This window comes from Corynebacterium gerontici (assembly GCF_003813985.1).
GTDB classification, from domain to species: Bacteria; Actinomycetota; Actinomycetes; order Mycobacteriales; family Mycobacteriaceae; genus Corynebacterium; species Corynebacterium gerontici.
Genome location: NZ_CP033897.1, coordinates 1,536,131 through 1,551,784, shown reverse-complemented (window position 1 = coordinate 1,551,784; position 15,654 = coordinate 1,536,131). Strand labels below are relative to the sequence as shown.

Sequence of the window (15,654 nt, the reverse complement as noted above, 5' to 3'; positions counted from 1 at the left end):
GTTGGACATGGCACAGGCGCTGCAATCTATAGCCAAGCACGTTGGTCAACGCGTGGATGAAACGCGCCGTCGGCCGCTGGCGGATTACACCATCTTGGCAATCGTGGTTGGATTACTCACGATCATCGGCGTCACCCTTGTGGCCTCCAGCTCGATGACGTGGTCGATCTCCGCTGGCGGCAGCGCCTGGACTACGGCGGTGCGCCAGACCGTCATGGTGATTCTTGGTTTGGTCGCAGGCTGGTTCGCTCTGCGGATGCCTCTGCGCCTCCTGCGCAAAGCCTCTACCATCTTGCTGGGTTTTTCCATCTTCCTTCTTGTATTGGTGTTGTCTCCCTTAGGTACGGGTTACGAACAGGTTGGTTCGCAGTCATGGCTGGTACTTGGGCCTTTGTCTTTCCAACCATCTGAAATTGCACGCATCGCCATTGCTGTATGGGGCGCGAGTTATCTGGCTAACCGTGAGCCGGGCGAAAAGCTCCTGCCAAGGCACCTCTACATTTTCCTGGGAATCAGCGCGGTGATGTGCGCTTTGATCGCGGCGGAGCACGACACCGGCATGGCAGTGGCGTTTTTGATTGTCGTGTTTGCTCTTGCTGTCTTTGCTGGACTCGATAACAAGATCCTTTTCGCTGCAGTTGGCGCAGGCTTCCTTGTGCTGGTGGCTATTGCTCTAGGTGGTGGCTATCGGTCTGACCGTATCAGCGTGTATTTCGATGCCCTCACCGGAAATTTCCAGGACACTTCTGGCAAGGCGTATCAGTCCTACCAGGGTTTTCTTTCGCTTGCCGATGGCTCCCTAACTGGGGTTGGCCTTGGCCAGTCCCGCGCCAAGTGGTTCTATCTGCCGGAGGCTAAAAATGACTTCATCTTTGCAGTTGTAGGCGAGGAGCTCGGTTTTGTTGGTGCTGCCGTGGTGATCTTGCTCTTTGCTACTCTCGGCGTGATCGGATTCCGAACAGCCAAGCGCAGCTCCAACATGTACCTTTCGTTGCTGGCCGCTGCGCTGACGTCTTCAGTGGTGGTACAGGCCTTCGTCAACATCGGCTACGTCATCGGGCTCGTACCGGTGACGGGCATTCAGTTGCCATTGATTTCGGCGGGCGGCACCTCGGCGATTATCACGTTGACCGCGATGGGCGTATTGCTCAATTGTGCCCGACACGAACCTGAGGCGATCTCCGCGATGCGCTCATACGGTCGTCCCGCGATGGATCGCTTGTTGGGCCTGCCCGAGCCTTCGCTTGACGACGTCGTGTCGAAGAAGACCCCCCGAGAGCAAGCGCAAGACCGTGTTCGTCGAGCCCCGAGCCGCGACCCGCGTGCCGCTCGAAAAGGTGCACAACGGCCGCCAGCGACTCGCACTGGTAGCCTGAATAACCGTTCTGGTGGCCCACGACAGGCCCCACATCGTGATCGCAGGAGGCGCTAAATGCAACACCCAACTGTCGTTGTCGCCGGCGGAGGAACCGCCGGTCACATCGAACCCGCGATGGCCGTAGCCGAGGCGCTGCGTGATCGTGGATGTGAAGTGTTTGCCCTTGGAACCGAGCGAGGTTTAGAAACAAGCATCGTCCCCGAGCGGGGATTCAAGCTCGAGCTCATTGATCCGGTGCCCGTTCCTCGCAAATTGAATATGGATCTATTGCGTTTGCCGTGGCGCGTGGTCAAGGCGGTGCGCCAAGCTCGCAAGGCGATGAAGAATGCCGATGTTGTGGTGGGGTTCGGCGGTTATGTATCCGCCCCCGCCTATATCGCCGCTCGAACTCTCGAGATGCCGATGTTGGTACATGAGGCGAATGCGCGCGCAGGAATGGCCAACAAGCTGGGCGTGCGCCTCGGCGGTTTGGGTCTCAATGCTGCGCCGAAGTCTGGCATGGAGGGCGAAGTGGTGGGAATTCCCATCCGAAGCATGGATGACCCTGATGCCTTAACGCGAGCAGGCGAGCTTTGGGGGCTGGATACTGATCGTCCCGTGGTGTTGGTGACGGGCGGTTCTCAGGGGGCGGCTTCGATTAACCGCGCGGTGGCTGAAGGGATAGACCGAGTGCTTGATGCGGGCATCCAAGTGCTGCATTCCTACGGCAAGAAGAACGAGGCTCCGCAGGCGCAATCGGGATACGTTCCGGTCCCGTACATCGAAGATATGCCAGCGGCCTATGCCGTCGCTTCAATGGTGGTGTGCCGTGCCGGTGCTATGACCGTCGCTGAGAATACCGCTGCTGGTGTTCCCGCAGTGTACGTGCCGTTACCGCACGGCAACGGCGAACAGGGTTTGAATGCACTTCAGGTTGTTGAAGCAGGTGGGGCACAGCTTGTAGACGACGCCGATTTCGATGGCACCACCTTTGCCGACTACGTCACCGGCATCCTGGGAGACTCAACTCTGCGAAAGTCTATGGCTGAGAAGACGGCGGCGTCGGTTGGCGCGAACGCCGCTGAGCGCATCGCAGACCTGGTTTTGGCCATCACTGCGGACGAATCTGCAGCAACTCACTAGTGATCACATGTCCAAGGGCGCGCGTGAGCGTCGAAAAGCTTGAGAAAAGGAACCTTCATGATTGACCTTTCCCGTGTGCACCTCATCGGCATCGGCGGTGCGGGTATGTCTGGTGTTGCCCGTATTTTGCTCGCGCGCGGGGCCACCGTGTCAGGCTCCGACGTCAAAGACTCCCGACCGCTGCTGGCGTTGCGCTCGATGGGGGCGCACATCGCCGTGGGGCACGCGAAGGAAAATCTTGCATTGGCGGGTGAACTGCCGACGGTAGTGGTGACTTCCTTCGCTGCGATCCCACAATTCAACCCCGAACTCGTTGCCGCCCGTGACGCTGGAATTCCTGTGATTCGTCGTTCAGATCTCCTGGGCGAACTAATGGAAGGTCAGCGTCAGGTGCTCATCGCAGGTACACACGGCAAAACCTCAACCACGTCCATGACTGTGGTGGCGATGCAGGCGGCAGGCCTAGATCCCAGTTTCGCCATCGGAGGCCAGTTGAACAAAGCTGGCACCAACGCACATCATGGTACCGGTGATGCGTTCGTGGCCGAAGCCGACGAATCTGATGCATCGTTGCTTCGCTACAAGCCATCGGTCGCGGTAGTGACGAATATCGAGCCCGACCACTTGGACTACTTCCGTAGCGAAGAAGCATATTTCCAGGTATTTGACGACTTCGCGGCGCGAATAACCGATGGGGGCGCATTGGTAGTGTGCCTAGACGATGAACACGCGGCGCAGCTCGGAATGCGAAACAAAGATCGTGTGCGCGTGGTGGGTTATGGCACCGCAGATGCTGCAGAGCGATACCCGGATATCGCTCACACTGTTGTGGAATCGATTTGCATTGAGCCTGCTGGTACACGGTGTCGCATTCGAGTTGGTGATGAGCACAGCGAAGTGCTCATGCGCATCCCAGGCACGCACATGGTGCTCAACGCCGCTGCGGCGCTCACGGCTGGTGTGCTTGCTGGGGGAGACCTCAGCGCCCTTGCCCAGGGGGTTAGCGACTTCTCCGGTGTGCGACGTCGCTTCGAGTTCCACGGCGAGGTTGAATCGGGCCCCGCCAAGCGCTCGTTGGTCTACGACGATTATGCGCATCACCCCACCGAAGTTGAAGCAGTACTCACCGCAGCGCGTGAGCGGCAAGAGGCCATCGGCGGAAACAAGATCATTGCCGTGTTCCAGCCGCACCTATATTCGCGCACCATCGAATTTGCCGAGGAGTTTGCCAAAGCGCTATCGCTTGCCGACGAAGCCGTGGTCTTGGACATTTTCGGTGCACGCGAGGAGCCGGTCGAAGGTGTGAGCTCCAGAATCATCACAGAACAGATGAGCATCCCCACTGTATTTGAGCCGACCTTCTTGGACGTGCCCGAGCGAGTCGCCGAGATAGCAGGTGAGCGTGACATGATCTTGACCATCGGCGCCGGCAGCGTCACGATGCTTGCCGACGAGATCCTCAAGCGCCTAAGGGAAGCCTAAATGCGAAAGCGTGTCCTCATCGTCACCGCCATCGTCGCGGTCTTGGTGCTGGTACTCGGGGCCGTGGCTTGGTTCAGTCCGCTGATCAAGGTCACTAACATTGAAGTGACCGGAAATCAGCACACGAGCACGGAAGAGGTGCTGACTGCGGCAGACATTCCCAAGGAAGCGAAACTCCTGCCGCTGCCGAGCAAAGAGGTGGCGCAGCGGGTCAGCACCTTGCCCTGGGTAGCTAAGGTATCCGTTGCTAAGCGGCTGCCAGATACCGTTGGTATCGAAGTGCAAGAGCATGAGGCAGTTGGCTACGTGCCAGAAGATGATGGCCTGCACATTTTCGATGCTTCTGGCACGGTGTTCATGATTTCTGACGATCCCGCTGGAGCCACCCGCGTAAGCGTAAAAGATGATGCAGGACAGCAGGCTGCTGCTGGAGTGCTTGGTGCACTGCAGCAGGAGCAGCGCCCCTTGGTCAAAGAGATCGATGCGAACAATCCCGATGCCATCACGCTGAAGCTTGATGAGGGCAAAGAAATCTTCTGGGGTTCCACCGACAACATGCATAACAAGGCGGTGGCGATGAATGCAGCATTGTCGCGTGAGGAAAAGCGTGTGGACATCAGCGCCGCCCCGGACATCGCTGTGCGCTAAAAACCCCAGGTCAAAACTCTCAAGTTGTGGTTGAGGGTCTCGACACGCGGGGAAATGTCCGCCATTTTTGGGCATTCGTCGTTCAAGATGGTTGTAATGCATCACCGGGATGGTGCCAACGAGGTTGGTCGTGCCGGTAGGTGAAAAAACACATCAGCTTGAAAACATTGCTAAGAAAGGCGAGCCTCGCTCATGACTTCCCCAGATAACTACCTCGCCGTAATTAAGGTCGTCGGTGTCGGCGGCGGCGGCGTCAACGCCGTTGACCGAATGATTGAAGAAGGCCTCAAGGGCGTGGAGTTCATCGCCGTGAACACCGATTCCCAGGCACTCATGTTCTCTGATGCGGACGTGAAGCTGGACATTGGGCGCGAAGCCACCCGAGGCCTCGGTGCTGGTGCGAACCCCGAGGTCGGTCGCACCTCCGCTGAGGATCACAAATCGGAGATCGAAGAGACCCTCAAGGGCGCCGACATGGTCTTCGTTACCGCTGGTGAGGGCGGTGGCACGGGTACTGGCGCGGCTCCTGTAGTAGCGAGCATTGCCAAGAAGATGGGCGCGCTCACTGTCGGTGTCGTGACTCGCCCCTTCGGCTTTGAAGGCAAGCGTCGTACCCGCCAGGCCATGGAGGGTATTAAGGCGCTGCGCGAGGTGTGTGACACCCTCATCGTCATTCCGAACGATCGCTTGCTGCAGATTGGCGACGCCAACCTCACCATGGACGAGGCGTTCCGCGCGGCTGATCAGGTGCTGTTCAACGGTGTGCAGGGCATTACCAACCTCATTACCATTCCGGGCATGATTAACGTGGACTTCGCAGACGTCCGCTCCGTCATGGCTGACGCAGGCTCGGCTCTTATGGGTGTCGGTTCCGCCTCTGGCGATAACCGCGTGTTCCAAGCTGCACAGCAAGCCATCAACTCTCCGCTGCTGGAAGCCACGATGGAAGGCGCCACCGGCGTGCTGCTTTCTGTTGCTGGTGGTTCGGATCTCGGGCTCCAGGAAGTCAACGATGCTTCCAGCATGATCCAAGAGCTTGCCGACGAAGACGTGAACCTCATCTTCGGTACGATCTTCGACAACAACCTTGGTGATGAAGTCGTGGTGACCGTGATTGCCACTGGCTTCGACGGAGTGAAAAATGAGATTGCCAAGAAGGAAGATCAGAAGGCTGCGGATTCCCCAACGCCTGCTCCCGAATCCTCCTCGCTGTTCAGCAGTGACGACGCTCCCGCTCCTCGTCACGCGTTGAATGATGAGCCCGTGAGGGACACCCCGCGCAGTGAGCCTCGCGAAAGCTACCACGGGCGCTCCGGGTCGGGCTTGTTCACGAGTCGTGAAGAACGCCGCGACAATTATGAGGATCGTTACTCCCGTAACGACGACGACGACATCGACGTGCCGGACTTTCTTCGCTAATTACGATGCTGAAGGAAAATTCCCGCCCCGTCCGTAAAGTGTTCACCACGAAAGCGGGCGGGGTTTCCCGTGGCCCTTACGCTAGCTTTAACCTCGCAGAGCATGTGGGGGATGAGCAGCAGTGTGTGCAGGACAACCGAAAGCGTTTGCAACGCATTCTCGGTGTGCAGCACCTGCAATGGATGGAACAAATCCACTCCAATACCGTCCAGGAAGTCAAAGCGGTGACGGAGGAGCCGATCGCTGCGTGTGACTCAATAGTAACCACCCTGCGCGGCGTAGCCCTTGGGGTATTAGTGGCGGACTGCGTCCCCGTGCTGTTGAGTGATCACGAGGCTGGCGTGATTGCTGCGGTTCACGCCGGGCGTCTGGGCGCCCGTAACGGCATCGTTCAGCGTTCGGTGGAGGCTATGCGGGACCTGGGGGCGGTGCCTGAGCGAATTCACGCGCTTTTAGGGCCGGCCGCCTCTGGGAGGAACTACGAGGTGCCCGAAGCCATGGCTGCGGACGTAGAGGCTCGATTGCCGGGCTCAAGGGTTCTGACAGACAAGGGCACCCCGGGTCTTGATATTCGCCGAGGATTACTTGTGCAACTGCGCGGCCTCGGGGTGCATGCGATCCACGCCGATCCGCGATGCACCATTGAGGATGAGCAGTTCTTTTCCTATCGACGTGAAGGTGTGACCGGTAGATTTGCGGGTGTGACCTGGCTTCCCGACGTCTAGTTCGCGCCGAAGAGGAAAGATCGAAAAACTTTTAAACTTCAGCCGTGTCATTCACAACAATAGTGTGCGTTGGCAGCTAGGTTGAAGGGGAACAATTCAACGCCCCGCAAACATTGCGGCAACAACAATAGGCCTGGTAATCCAGGCGCTGAAAGGGACACACGATGTCGTTTATGAGGAAGACGAAGGAATTCTTCGGCCTGGACAACGAGGCTGTTGAATACGACGATGACGCGTACTACAACGACGCGGCATACGATGCGCCAGCCGCCTATGGTGCCGATCGTGAATATGCTCGCTATGACGCCTACGATCGTCGCGAAGCTCGAGCTTCCTACCCCTCGTCCATCGTGAACATCACCGCCCACTCCTACAGCGATGCAAAGCGTGTCGGTGAAGCCTTCCGCGACGGCGATGCGATCGTGTTGGATCTGCGTGATCTGCCCCGTGACGAGGCAAAGCGCTTCGTCGACTTCTCGGCAGGCTTGGTTATGGCCGTAGATGGCGATCTTTGGAAGCTGGACAACATGGTTTTCGGCCTGCGTCCTCCACAGGCGGACGACCTGCGTCAAGAAGATCTTCGTCGCTCGGTTCGCATGCTCTAATCAATAGCGAGCAGCGTTTCGCGCCCTCACCTCCTGCTGTGTCAGTGTCCCTCACTGCGCAGGTGGTGGGGGTTTTATCATGTAGAATCCGCCTTTGATTCACACTGACGATCACGAGGACACATATTGAATCTGTTATTTAGCATCTTGATTTTGCTACTGACTATCTACACCTGGGTGCTGATTGGTCGCATTTTGATCGAAATGATTCAGTCATTTTCCAGACGGTTCAGGGCGCCCCGCTGGTTCATGGTGGCCGCTGAAGTGCTGTTTGTATTGACTGACCCGCCGGTTCGACTTCTTCGCCGTTGGATTCCGCCGCTTCGCCTTGGCAATGTTGCACTGGATGTTTCAATTCTTGTGCTTTTCTTCGCCATTCAACTTTTGATCCTGGCGCTGCAGGTGATGCAAATTAACTTGGTCTAACGTGCGGCTTTGCTGACAGATTCTTGCTAGTTTTTCCTTAGTTACGCGCGGATTCTTTCTGGCTTCTGAAAAATTTTTCCGGCGGGGAGTAGGAATGCATGTAAATCGTTCGCTAAACTTTTAACAGACAACCTTTTATCGCTGAGGCGCGTAGCGCGTCGCAACGAAAAAATTTCGGTAGAGCCTGGGCAAATTTCACACAAATTTCATAATGTGCGATAGTTTGGACAGGTACAGAAAAGCTCCGGGTTCAGTATTGGCTCGGGGACGACATACATCTCGAAGGGAAGAGCTCCATGCCGCTGACTCCAGCCGATGTGCATAACGTCGCTTTCAGCAAGCCGCCGATCGGCAAGCGCGGATACAACGAGGACGAGGTCGATCAGTTCCTGGATTTGGTTGAAGACACGCTTGCAGAGATCCAAGAGGAAAACGATGATCTCCGCCAGCAGGTAGAGGAGCTGAAGGCAGAGGGCGGCCAGGCACGTTCCGCGTCGGTTGCTCAACCCGCCGCTTCCTCCGTTGACGAGGCCAAGATTCGCGAGGAAATCGAGGCGTCCCTGAAGGCCGAGTACGAAGGCAAGCTTGCCGACGCCCGCCGTGCCGCCGAACAAGCGCAAAGCGAGCTCGCTGAGGCTCGTCGCGACCTCAAGGAAGCTCAGAGCAACGAGAAGGTTCAGGACAGCCAGCCTAAGGCAGCCGCCGCCGTGCCCGCTGGCGACGAGCCCGCCACTGCGGAGACTCACATGCAGGCAGCCAAGGTGCTTTCTTTGGCTCAGGAAATGGCAGATCGCCTCACCAGCGATGCTCGCAACGAGTCCTCCTCCATGCTCGCTGAAGCACGCGACGCCGCAGAGAAGCGCGTTCGGGAGGCTGATGACCAGGCGGAGCGCACCATCAACGAGGCTGACCAGAAGGCTCATGCTCAACTGCAGGATGCCAAGCAGCGCTCTGAGTCCATGCTCGCTGAGGCTAAGCAGCAGTCCGAGAAGACCATTGCTGACGCTAACGCTCATGCCGAGGCCCAGGTACGCAAAGCCGAGGACAAGGCAAACGCCCTGCAGGCAGACGCCGAGCGTAAGCACACCGAGATCATGGCTACCGTCAAGCAGCAGCAGAACGCTCTCGAGACGCGCATTGCCGAGTTGCGCACCTTCGAGCGCGAGTACCGCACTCGCCTGAAGACGCTCCTGCAGAGCCAGCTCGAGGATCTCGAATCCCGCAGTAGCTCTGCTCCTGAAGGGCGCTAAGCAAAAAGGCTTCACGCAAAATCCCACCGCGCGATCAACGCTGTGGGATTTTTTATGGGTACGTTGGGCGTCGAAAAGCTTGGCAATGCGCTATAGTATTTGGGCATACGGCTTGGATCCGGCCATCACCGGGGAGCCTTCGGAAGAAAAGCAACATGCTGAGTAGAACCGAACGGGTGGGACCGTCACATCCTTCATAACGAAGCGGAGCGGAAGCTCAAGCAGGGTGGTACCGCGCAGGAAACTGCGTCCCTGCACACATAACAGTTATGAAGGAGCAGCATTATGGGTGAAGTTGGCGGCGTTTATCCGCGCACAGATCTTTCCGGCGGATCTTCAAAGTTCCCCGATATGGAACAGCAGGTACTCGATTATTGGAAGAGAGACGACACCTTCCAAGCATCGCTTGAGCATCGCAAAGGTGCGCCCGAGTACGTCTTTTATGATGGGCCGCCCTTTGCCAACGGTCTGCCACACTACGGACACCTGCTCACCGGGTACGTCAAGGACATCGTGCCGCGCTACCAAACCATGCGTGGACACCTTGTGCCGCGCGTTTTCGGCTGGGATACACACGGTCTTCCTGCCGAGCTTGAGGCGGAAAAGCAGCTCGGGATCAAGGACAAGGGCGAGATCGAGCAGATGGGTCTGGCCAAGTTCAACGACTATTGCGCCACCTCGGTGCTTCGCTATACCGAGGAGTGGAAAGAGTATGTGACCCGCCAGGCTCGTTGGGTGGACTTTGACAATGGTTACAAGACCATGGATCCCGGCTACATGGAGTCGGTGATTTGGGCGTTCAAGCAGCTCTATGACAAGGGATTGATCTACCAAGGCTTCCGTGTTTTGCCCTACTCTTGGGCTGAGCACACGCCGCTGTCGAACCAGGAAACCCGCCTGGACGATTCCTACAAGATGCGCCAAGACCCAACGCTGACGGTGACGTTCCCCATCACCGGTGTGCGCGAGGGATCCTCCGCTTCTCAGGATTTGGTGGGTGCTTTCGCACTCGCTTGGACCACCACCCCCTGGACCCTGCCCTCTAACCTGGCACTGGCGGTGAATCCCGATGTGGACTACGTGCTTCTTGCCGTAGGAGATAACGCAGTGGAGTCGCTCCAGGGCCAGCGCGTTCTGCTCGCCAAAGCGCTCGTGGGTGAATACGCCAAGGAACTTGGTAACTATGAGGAACTGCAAATCCTCAAAGGCTCCGATCTTGTAGGCCTGGAATATCAGCCGATCTTCGAATACTTCCAGGATCAACCAAACGCCTTCCAGATTCTCAGCGCAGAGTATGTCACCATCGAAGACGGCACGGGCATCGTGCACCAAGCACCGGCGTTCGGTGAAGACGACATGAATACCTGCAAGGAAGCAGGCATCGGTGTGGTCATCCCCGTGGACATGGACGGTAAGTTCACAAATGAAGTGCCCGAATACGCCGGTTCGTTAGTGTTTGACGCTAATAAGGACATCATCCGCGACCTCAAGGCAGCTGGTCGCGTGGTGCGCCACCAAACCATTGAGCACTCCTATCCGCACTCCTGGCGTTCCGGTGAGCCGCTGATCTACATGGCGCTGCCGTCCTGGTTCGTGAACGTGACCAAGATCCGCGATCGCATGGTTGAGCTCAATCAGGAGATCGAGTGGATGCCCGAGCACATCCGTGATGGCCAATTTGGCAAGTGGCTGGAAAATGCTCGCGATTGGAACATCTCTCGCTCGCGCTACTGGGGATCGCCGATCCCGGTGTGGGTTTCCGACAATGATGAGTACCCGCGTGTAGACGTCTACGGTTCGCTTGATGAGCTGGAAGCTGACTTCGGTGTGCGCCCAGAAAATCTGCACCGCCCCTATATCGACGAGCTCACACGCCCCAACCCGGACGATCCCACGGGCAAGTCCACGATGCGCCGAGTGCCCGACGTGCTCGACGTGTGGTTCGATTCCGGATCCATGCCCTTCGCCCAGTTCCATTACCCCTTCGAGAACAAAGAGTTCTTTGAGGAGCACAACCCAGCGGACTTCATTGTCGAGTACATTGGCCAGACTCGAGGCTGGTTCTACCTGCTCCACGTGCTCTCCGTTGCGCTCTTTGATCGCCCTGCGTTCAAGAAGGTCGTGGCACATGGCATTGTGCTTGGCGACGACGGCCTGAAGATGAGCAAGTCCAAGGGCAATTATCCGAACGTCAATGAGGTCTTTGATCGCGACGGCTCCGATGCGATGCGCTGGTTCCTCATGTCCAGCCCCATCCTGCGTGGCGGCAACTTGATCGTCACCGAGCAAGGCATCCGTGAAGGCGTGCGCCAGGCGCTGCTGCCAATGTGGAATGCATACAGCTTCTTGCAGCTCTATTCTTCCAAGCCAGCGCAGTGGTCTGTGGATTCAAGCAATACCTTGGATCGCTATATCCTTGCCAAGCTGCACGATCTGGTGGCCAACACCACCGAGGCTATGGACAACACCGACATCGCGCGTGCTTGCGATGAGGTGCGATGGTTCTGCGACGCCATGACGAATTGGTATGTCCGCCGTTCCCGCCAACGCTTCTGGGAGGGCGACGATGCGCACCCAGAAGCCTTCAACACCCTCTACACCGTGCTGGAGACGCTCACCCGCGTTGCAGCCCCCTTACTTCCGTACATTACCGAGGTGATCTGGCGCGGACTCACCGGTGAACGCTCCGTTCACCTGCAGGATTATCCGAAGGCTGCCGATTTCCCAGCCGACGCCGATTTGGTGGCGGCGATGGACGATGTTCGTAAGGTCTGTTCCGCAACGAGCTCGGTGCGTAAGGCGAATAAGCTGCGCAACCGCCTGCCACTGTCCACGTTGACAGTAGCCCTGCCGCAGGCTGAACGCCTGGAGCCTTTCGTGGGCATCATTGGCGATGAGGTCAACGTGAAGAAAGTGCTGCTGACTTCCGATGTGGATTCGGTGGGACGCTTCGAGGTTGCCGTGAATGCCAAGGTGGCAGGTCCGCGCCTGGGCAAGGACGTGCAGCGCGCTATCAAGGCTGTGAAGTCCGGCAACTATGAGCGCCAAGGTGACGTGGTGATCGCCGACGGCATCGAGCTGCGGGAAGGGGAGTTCACTGAACGTTTGGTGGCCGCTAACCCGGATCACACCGCCCGCATCGATGGCGTCGATGGCCTCGTGGTGCTCGATCTCGAGGTCACGGAGGAGCTCGAGGCGGAAGGCTGGGCTGCGGACGTCATCCGCGGACTCCAGGATGCCCGCAAGGCGAAAGGTCTGGAGGTTTCTGACCGCATTGAGGTGGAACTCTTTGCGGACAAGCCCTCGTGGGCGAAGCGTCATCAGGATCTCATTGCGAAGGAGGTGCTCGCTACTTCCTTCAGCATCGCAGAGGGAGAGGGCGAGTATGCGGTGATCGATGGCGTGAGTGCTAACCTGCGAAAGGCATAGCCTTCGATATTGTGTTCGACCCAGTGTTGCGAGTAGCCTGAAAGGCGCTATGCGACGCTGGGTTTTGCACATCGACATGGACGCGTTCTACGCCTCCTGCGAGCAACTCACTCGTCCCACGCTTCGGGGGCGTCCCGTCCTCGTTGGCGGTGTGAGCGGCAGGGGAGTCGTGGCGGGATGTTCCTATGAGGCTCGCGCGCTGGGGGCTCATTCCGCCATGCCGATGTACCAGGCGCGTGCCCTCGTCGGCTACAAGGGGGTGACGGTGGCGCCTCGGGGTGATCTATACAAGCACCTTTCGCGTCAGGCATTCGAGGTGTTCAAGGAATTCGGCGGGGTAGTGGAGCAGGTGTCCATCGACGAGGCCTTCCTCGAGCCCGCCGACATCCAAGGTTTCGCGCCTGATGAGGTGCGTAAGTGGGTGGAATCCATGCGTAGCGCGGTTCGGGAGCGCACCGGACTTGCGGCATCGGTGGGCTGCGGGCCAGGCAAGCAGATAGCAAAAATTGGCTCCGGGCTGGCTAAGCCGGACGGGGTTGCGGTGATTCCTGAGCAGGATCTCACCCGGATCATCCACCCATTGCCGGTGGGTAAGCTCTGGGGCGTAGGGCCTGTGACACGTCAAAAGCTCAGCACCCTCGGTGTGCAAACAATCGGCGACTTGGCGCAGATGAGCGAAAAAGAGATTGACATTTCCCTTGGGCCAACGGTGGGGCGCGCGCTGTGGTTGATGGCTCGTGGCATTGATGAGCGTCCTGTTGCGCCCCGGAAAATTGCCAAGCAAATATCTGCCGAACACACCTACCCAACGGATCTCACTACGCGCGCCCACACCAGGGCCGCGCTGCTGAGGGCTTCGAAAGATGCGCATAAGAGATTACTTGTCGACGGCCGCGGGGCAAGAACCGTAAGCGTAAAGCTGCGCATGGCTGATTTTCATATCGAGTCACGCTCTGCCACCTTGCATTACGCCACGGATAACCTTGAAACGCTGCAGGCCACGGCGCTGAAATTGCTGCGCTACCCCGATGACGTTGGCCCAATCCGTCTGGTGGGAGTGAGTTATTCCGGTTTGGAGTCCGCGCGTCAAGACGTGTTGTTCCCGGAGTTGGACCAGGTAGCGCACACTGAAGAAGAAATTGATTATGAGGTAGGTGTGCGAGACCATGCCGAGCCGGAACATGTGGAGGTCGAGGCGAAAAGCAGTGGCTGGAGGCCCACCCAAGATGTGTTCCACCCAGAATTTGGGCACGGTTGGATTCAGGGCATGGGTCTAGGAAAGATCACCGTCCGCTTTGAAACCCGCAGCACAGGAAAAGGAAGAGTGCGGACGTTTGATGCCGACGATCCCAGGCTCGAAGCAGCCAGCGCGCTGGAGAGCCTGCGCTAGAACAACGTGGCGGGATGAACGCCACTGGCAATGGCAATGGCGAGCAGAACCCGTGCTTGTCCTGCGCGGAAATAAGTGGATCCGATGGCTCCCTGCGCGGCAAGCGTTGCGCCACCTCCGGCGCCGCCGTAGTGTCCCATGACTTCCCCTCGCGGCACCCGGGTGGTGATGACTACGGGAACGTTTTGCTCCAATGCAGATTGCAGGGAGGCAGCCATGGCGGTGCCGACGTTTCCGGAGCCCATGCCTTCAATGACCAGCCCTTGGGCACCAGCGTTGAGCGCGGCTTGCACCGCTGATCCGTCCGCTCCAGGATACGCGCTGATGATCTCAACGCGTACATCGGCGAGCAGGTGAGGCGCCACGGGATCTGCGCGTCGAGGTTCCTCGGGGCCGTTGGTGGCGAAGGCGAGGTCGTCTTGGGCATGCCACTTCACGCAACCTCGCGCTGGCAACACTGCGTGCCCAAACACCACCAAAACGCCAATGTCACGAGCTGAAGTATCGGAGGCCACCATCACTGCCTCAAAGAGGTTGCCGGGACCATCAGATTGGGGGTGGTTATAGGGCTTTTGCGCGCCGGTTAATACGATTGGGCGAGCATCTTGATGGAAAGTGTCCAGAGCAATGGCCGTTTCTTCCATCGAATCGGTGCCGTGAGTTACCACAACGCCGACAACCGCATCGTCTTCCAGTGCGTCGTGGCAGGCTTCCAGGATCTCATCGATGTCCGCAAAGGTCATCGAGGATGAATCCAAGCGGGTCAATTCTCGTACCTCGAGGCCCAGGGCATCACCAAAGCGCTCCGCCACCGGGGCGAGCAGCGTTTCGCCATCAACGGTGGGGACCAGTGCACCATCGTCGTTGGCGGTGCAAGCGATGGTGCCACCAGTGGTGATCACTACAACTTTGGGTTGCTTCTGTTCCGCTTCACTCATGCTTTGAGCTTGCCATAGGTAGCTGTGATGGTGGGATAGCAGGGTAGGATTGATGAGTATTTCGCGCGAACAAGCTAGGCTTTGTTCGTGGAATGTGCGTCGGCGCACCTGCTTGCGTATCGATAGCCACGACAGTGCTTTGAAGGAGAATTCGTGAAGATTGCTAAGACATTCGCGGTGAGCGCCGCTGTGAGCATGGCCCTCACCCTGGCCGCATGCTCGAATGACGACAATAAGGCTGCGGAAACCAGCAGTAGCTCCGCTAGCTCGAGCTCCCAAGCAGACGCACAAGCACCGATGCCAACGGCTGCTGATCTCAATGCCATTGTTGCGATCGTGACTGACCCCAATGCGCCCATCGAAGAAAAGCAGCAAACCTTGCAGGGTGAAGATGTTGATCCTGTGTTGTTTGATCAGCTCGTCCGCTCGAAGCAGGAGAGTGGCGCGGAAATCGTCGTTGTGGATCCGGTGCTGCCGGGTTACACGCCGAACTCTGTGTTCGCCACCGTGAACGTCAACCTCCCCGAGAGCGATCCACAGGTCGCCGATGACGTGGAGTTTGTGTATGAAGATGGCCGCTGGAAGCTGACCCGGCGATGGGCATGCACCTTGCTGAAGTTCTCCGTGCCGCAGGAACAAATGCCGCAGATGTGCCTCGCAGAAGCTGCCCCTCCGGTGAATCCTCCGGCCGATGCTGCACAGCCCGCGCCAGAGGGTGAGCAGCCAGCCCCTGATGCCCCACCGGCACCGGAGGCACCAGAAGCACCTGCGCCGGATGCCCCGGCACCCGACGCGCCCGCTCCAGCTCAGTAACACGTCTGCGAAACAGCGGCGCACCCCGT

General features: G+C 58.3%; 13 protein-coding genes. 12 read left to right on the top strand and 1 reads right to left on the bottom strand.

All coding sequences use genetic code 11. The annotated features are described in order from the left end of the window. Window positions 1-7 precede the first annotated feature (7 nt). From CGERO_RS07240 to CGERO_RS07190, 11 genes are all read left to right on the top strand, one after another. Window positions 8-1,432, top strand: coding sequence for an FtsW/RodA/SpoVE family cell cycle protein (locus CGERO_RS07240; protein ID WP_123934623.1), 1,425 nt, complete (start codon window positions 8-10; stop codon window positions 1,430-1,432). Next, on the top strand, window positions 1,433-2,500 hold the full coding sequence (gene murG / locus CGERO_RS07235; RefSeq protein WP_123934621.1) for an undecaprenyldiphospho-muramoylpentapeptide beta-N-acetylglucosaminyltransferase: 1,068 nt from the start codon (window positions 1,433-1,435) through the stop codon (window positions 2,498-2,500). Window positions 2,501-2,557: 57 nt separating this feature from the next. Next, complete coding sequence (murC, locus tag CGERO_RS07230) at window positions 2,558-3,982, top strand: UDP-N-acetylmuramate--L-alanine ligase (RefSeq protein ID WP_123934619.1); 1,425 nt, start codon at window positions 2,558-2,560, stop codon at window positions 3,980-3,982. Beyond that, window positions 3,983-4,630, top strand: a complete 648-nt coding sequence (locus CGERO_RS07225) for a cell division protein FtsQ/DivIB (RefSeq protein ID WP_123934617.1) — start codon at window positions 3,983-3,985, stop codon at window positions 4,628-4,630. It abuts the gene before it with no gap. 192 nt (window positions 4,631-4,822) lie between these two features. After that, window positions 4,823-6,049: a cell division protein FtsZ gene (ftsZ, locus tag CGERO_RS07220; protein ID WP_123934615.1), complete on the top strand. Its 1,227-nt coding sequence runs from the start codon at window positions 4,823-4,825 to the stop codon at window positions 6,047-6,049. A 5-nt stretch (window positions 6,050-6,054) separates the two neighbouring features. Beyond that, the gene (gene pgeF / locus CGERO_RS07215) at window positions 6,055-6,774 is read left to right on the top strand and encodes a peptidoglycan editing factor PgeF (protein WP_123934613.1); all 720 of its coding nucleotides are present in this window, start codon (window positions 6,055-6,057) and stop codon (window positions 6,772-6,774) included. Window positions 6,775-6,947: 173 nt separating this feature from the next. Beyond that, complete coding sequence (locus CGERO_RS07210; RefSeq protein WP_245998804.1) at window positions 6,948-7,379, top strand: cell division protein SepF; 432 nt, start codon at window positions 6,948-6,950, stop codon at window positions 7,377-7,379. Between the two features lie 126 nt (window positions 7,380-7,505). Beyond that, window positions 7,506-7,805, top strand: coding sequence for a YggT family protein (locus tag CGERO_RS07205; protein ID WP_123934609.1), 300 nt, complete (start codon window positions 7,506-7,508; stop codon window positions 7,803-7,805). A 296-nt stretch (window positions 7,806-8,101) separates the two neighbouring features. Beyond that, entirely contained in the window at window positions 8,102-9,055 is a 954-nt protein-coding gene (locus tag CGERO_RS07200; protein WP_123934607.1) for a DivIVA domain-containing protein, read from the top strand. A gap of 282 nt (window positions 9,056-9,337) precedes the next feature. Then, a complete protein-coding gene (gene ileS, locus CGERO_RS07195) occupies window positions 9,338-12,484 on the top strand; it encodes an isoleucine--tRNA ligase (RefSeq protein ID WP_164470317.1) in 3,147 nt (1,048 codons plus the stop codon). 49 nt (window positions 12,485-12,533) lie between these two features. Then, window positions 12,534-13,874 carry a DNA polymerase IV gene (locus tag CGERO_RS07190; RefSeq protein WP_123934603.1) on the top strand — a complete coding sequence of 447 codons (1,341 nt, stop codon included), beginning with the start codon at window positions 12,534-12,536 and terminating at the stop codon, window positions 13,872-13,874. Here CGERO_RS07190 and CGERO_RS07185 read toward each other — a convergent pair. Next, window positions 13,871-14,812, bottom strand: a complete 942-nt coding sequence (locus CGERO_RS07185; RefSeq protein WP_123934601.1) for an asparaginase — start codon at window positions 14,810-14,812, stop codon at window positions 13,871-13,873. The genes CGERO_RS07190 and CGERO_RS07185 overlap by 4 nt on opposite strands. A 153-nt stretch (window positions 14,813-14,965) precedes the next feature. Here CGERO_RS07185 and CGERO_RS07180 point away from each other — a divergent pair, with 153 nt between their 5' ends. After that, window positions 14,966-15,625 carry a WKL family lipoprotein gene (locus tag CGERO_RS07180; RefSeq protein ID WP_123934599.1) on the top strand — a complete coding sequence of 220 codons (660 nt, stop codon included), beginning with the start codon at window positions 14,966-14,968 and terminating at the stop codon, window positions 15,623-15,625. Window positions 15,626-15,654 lie beyond the last annotated feature (29 nt).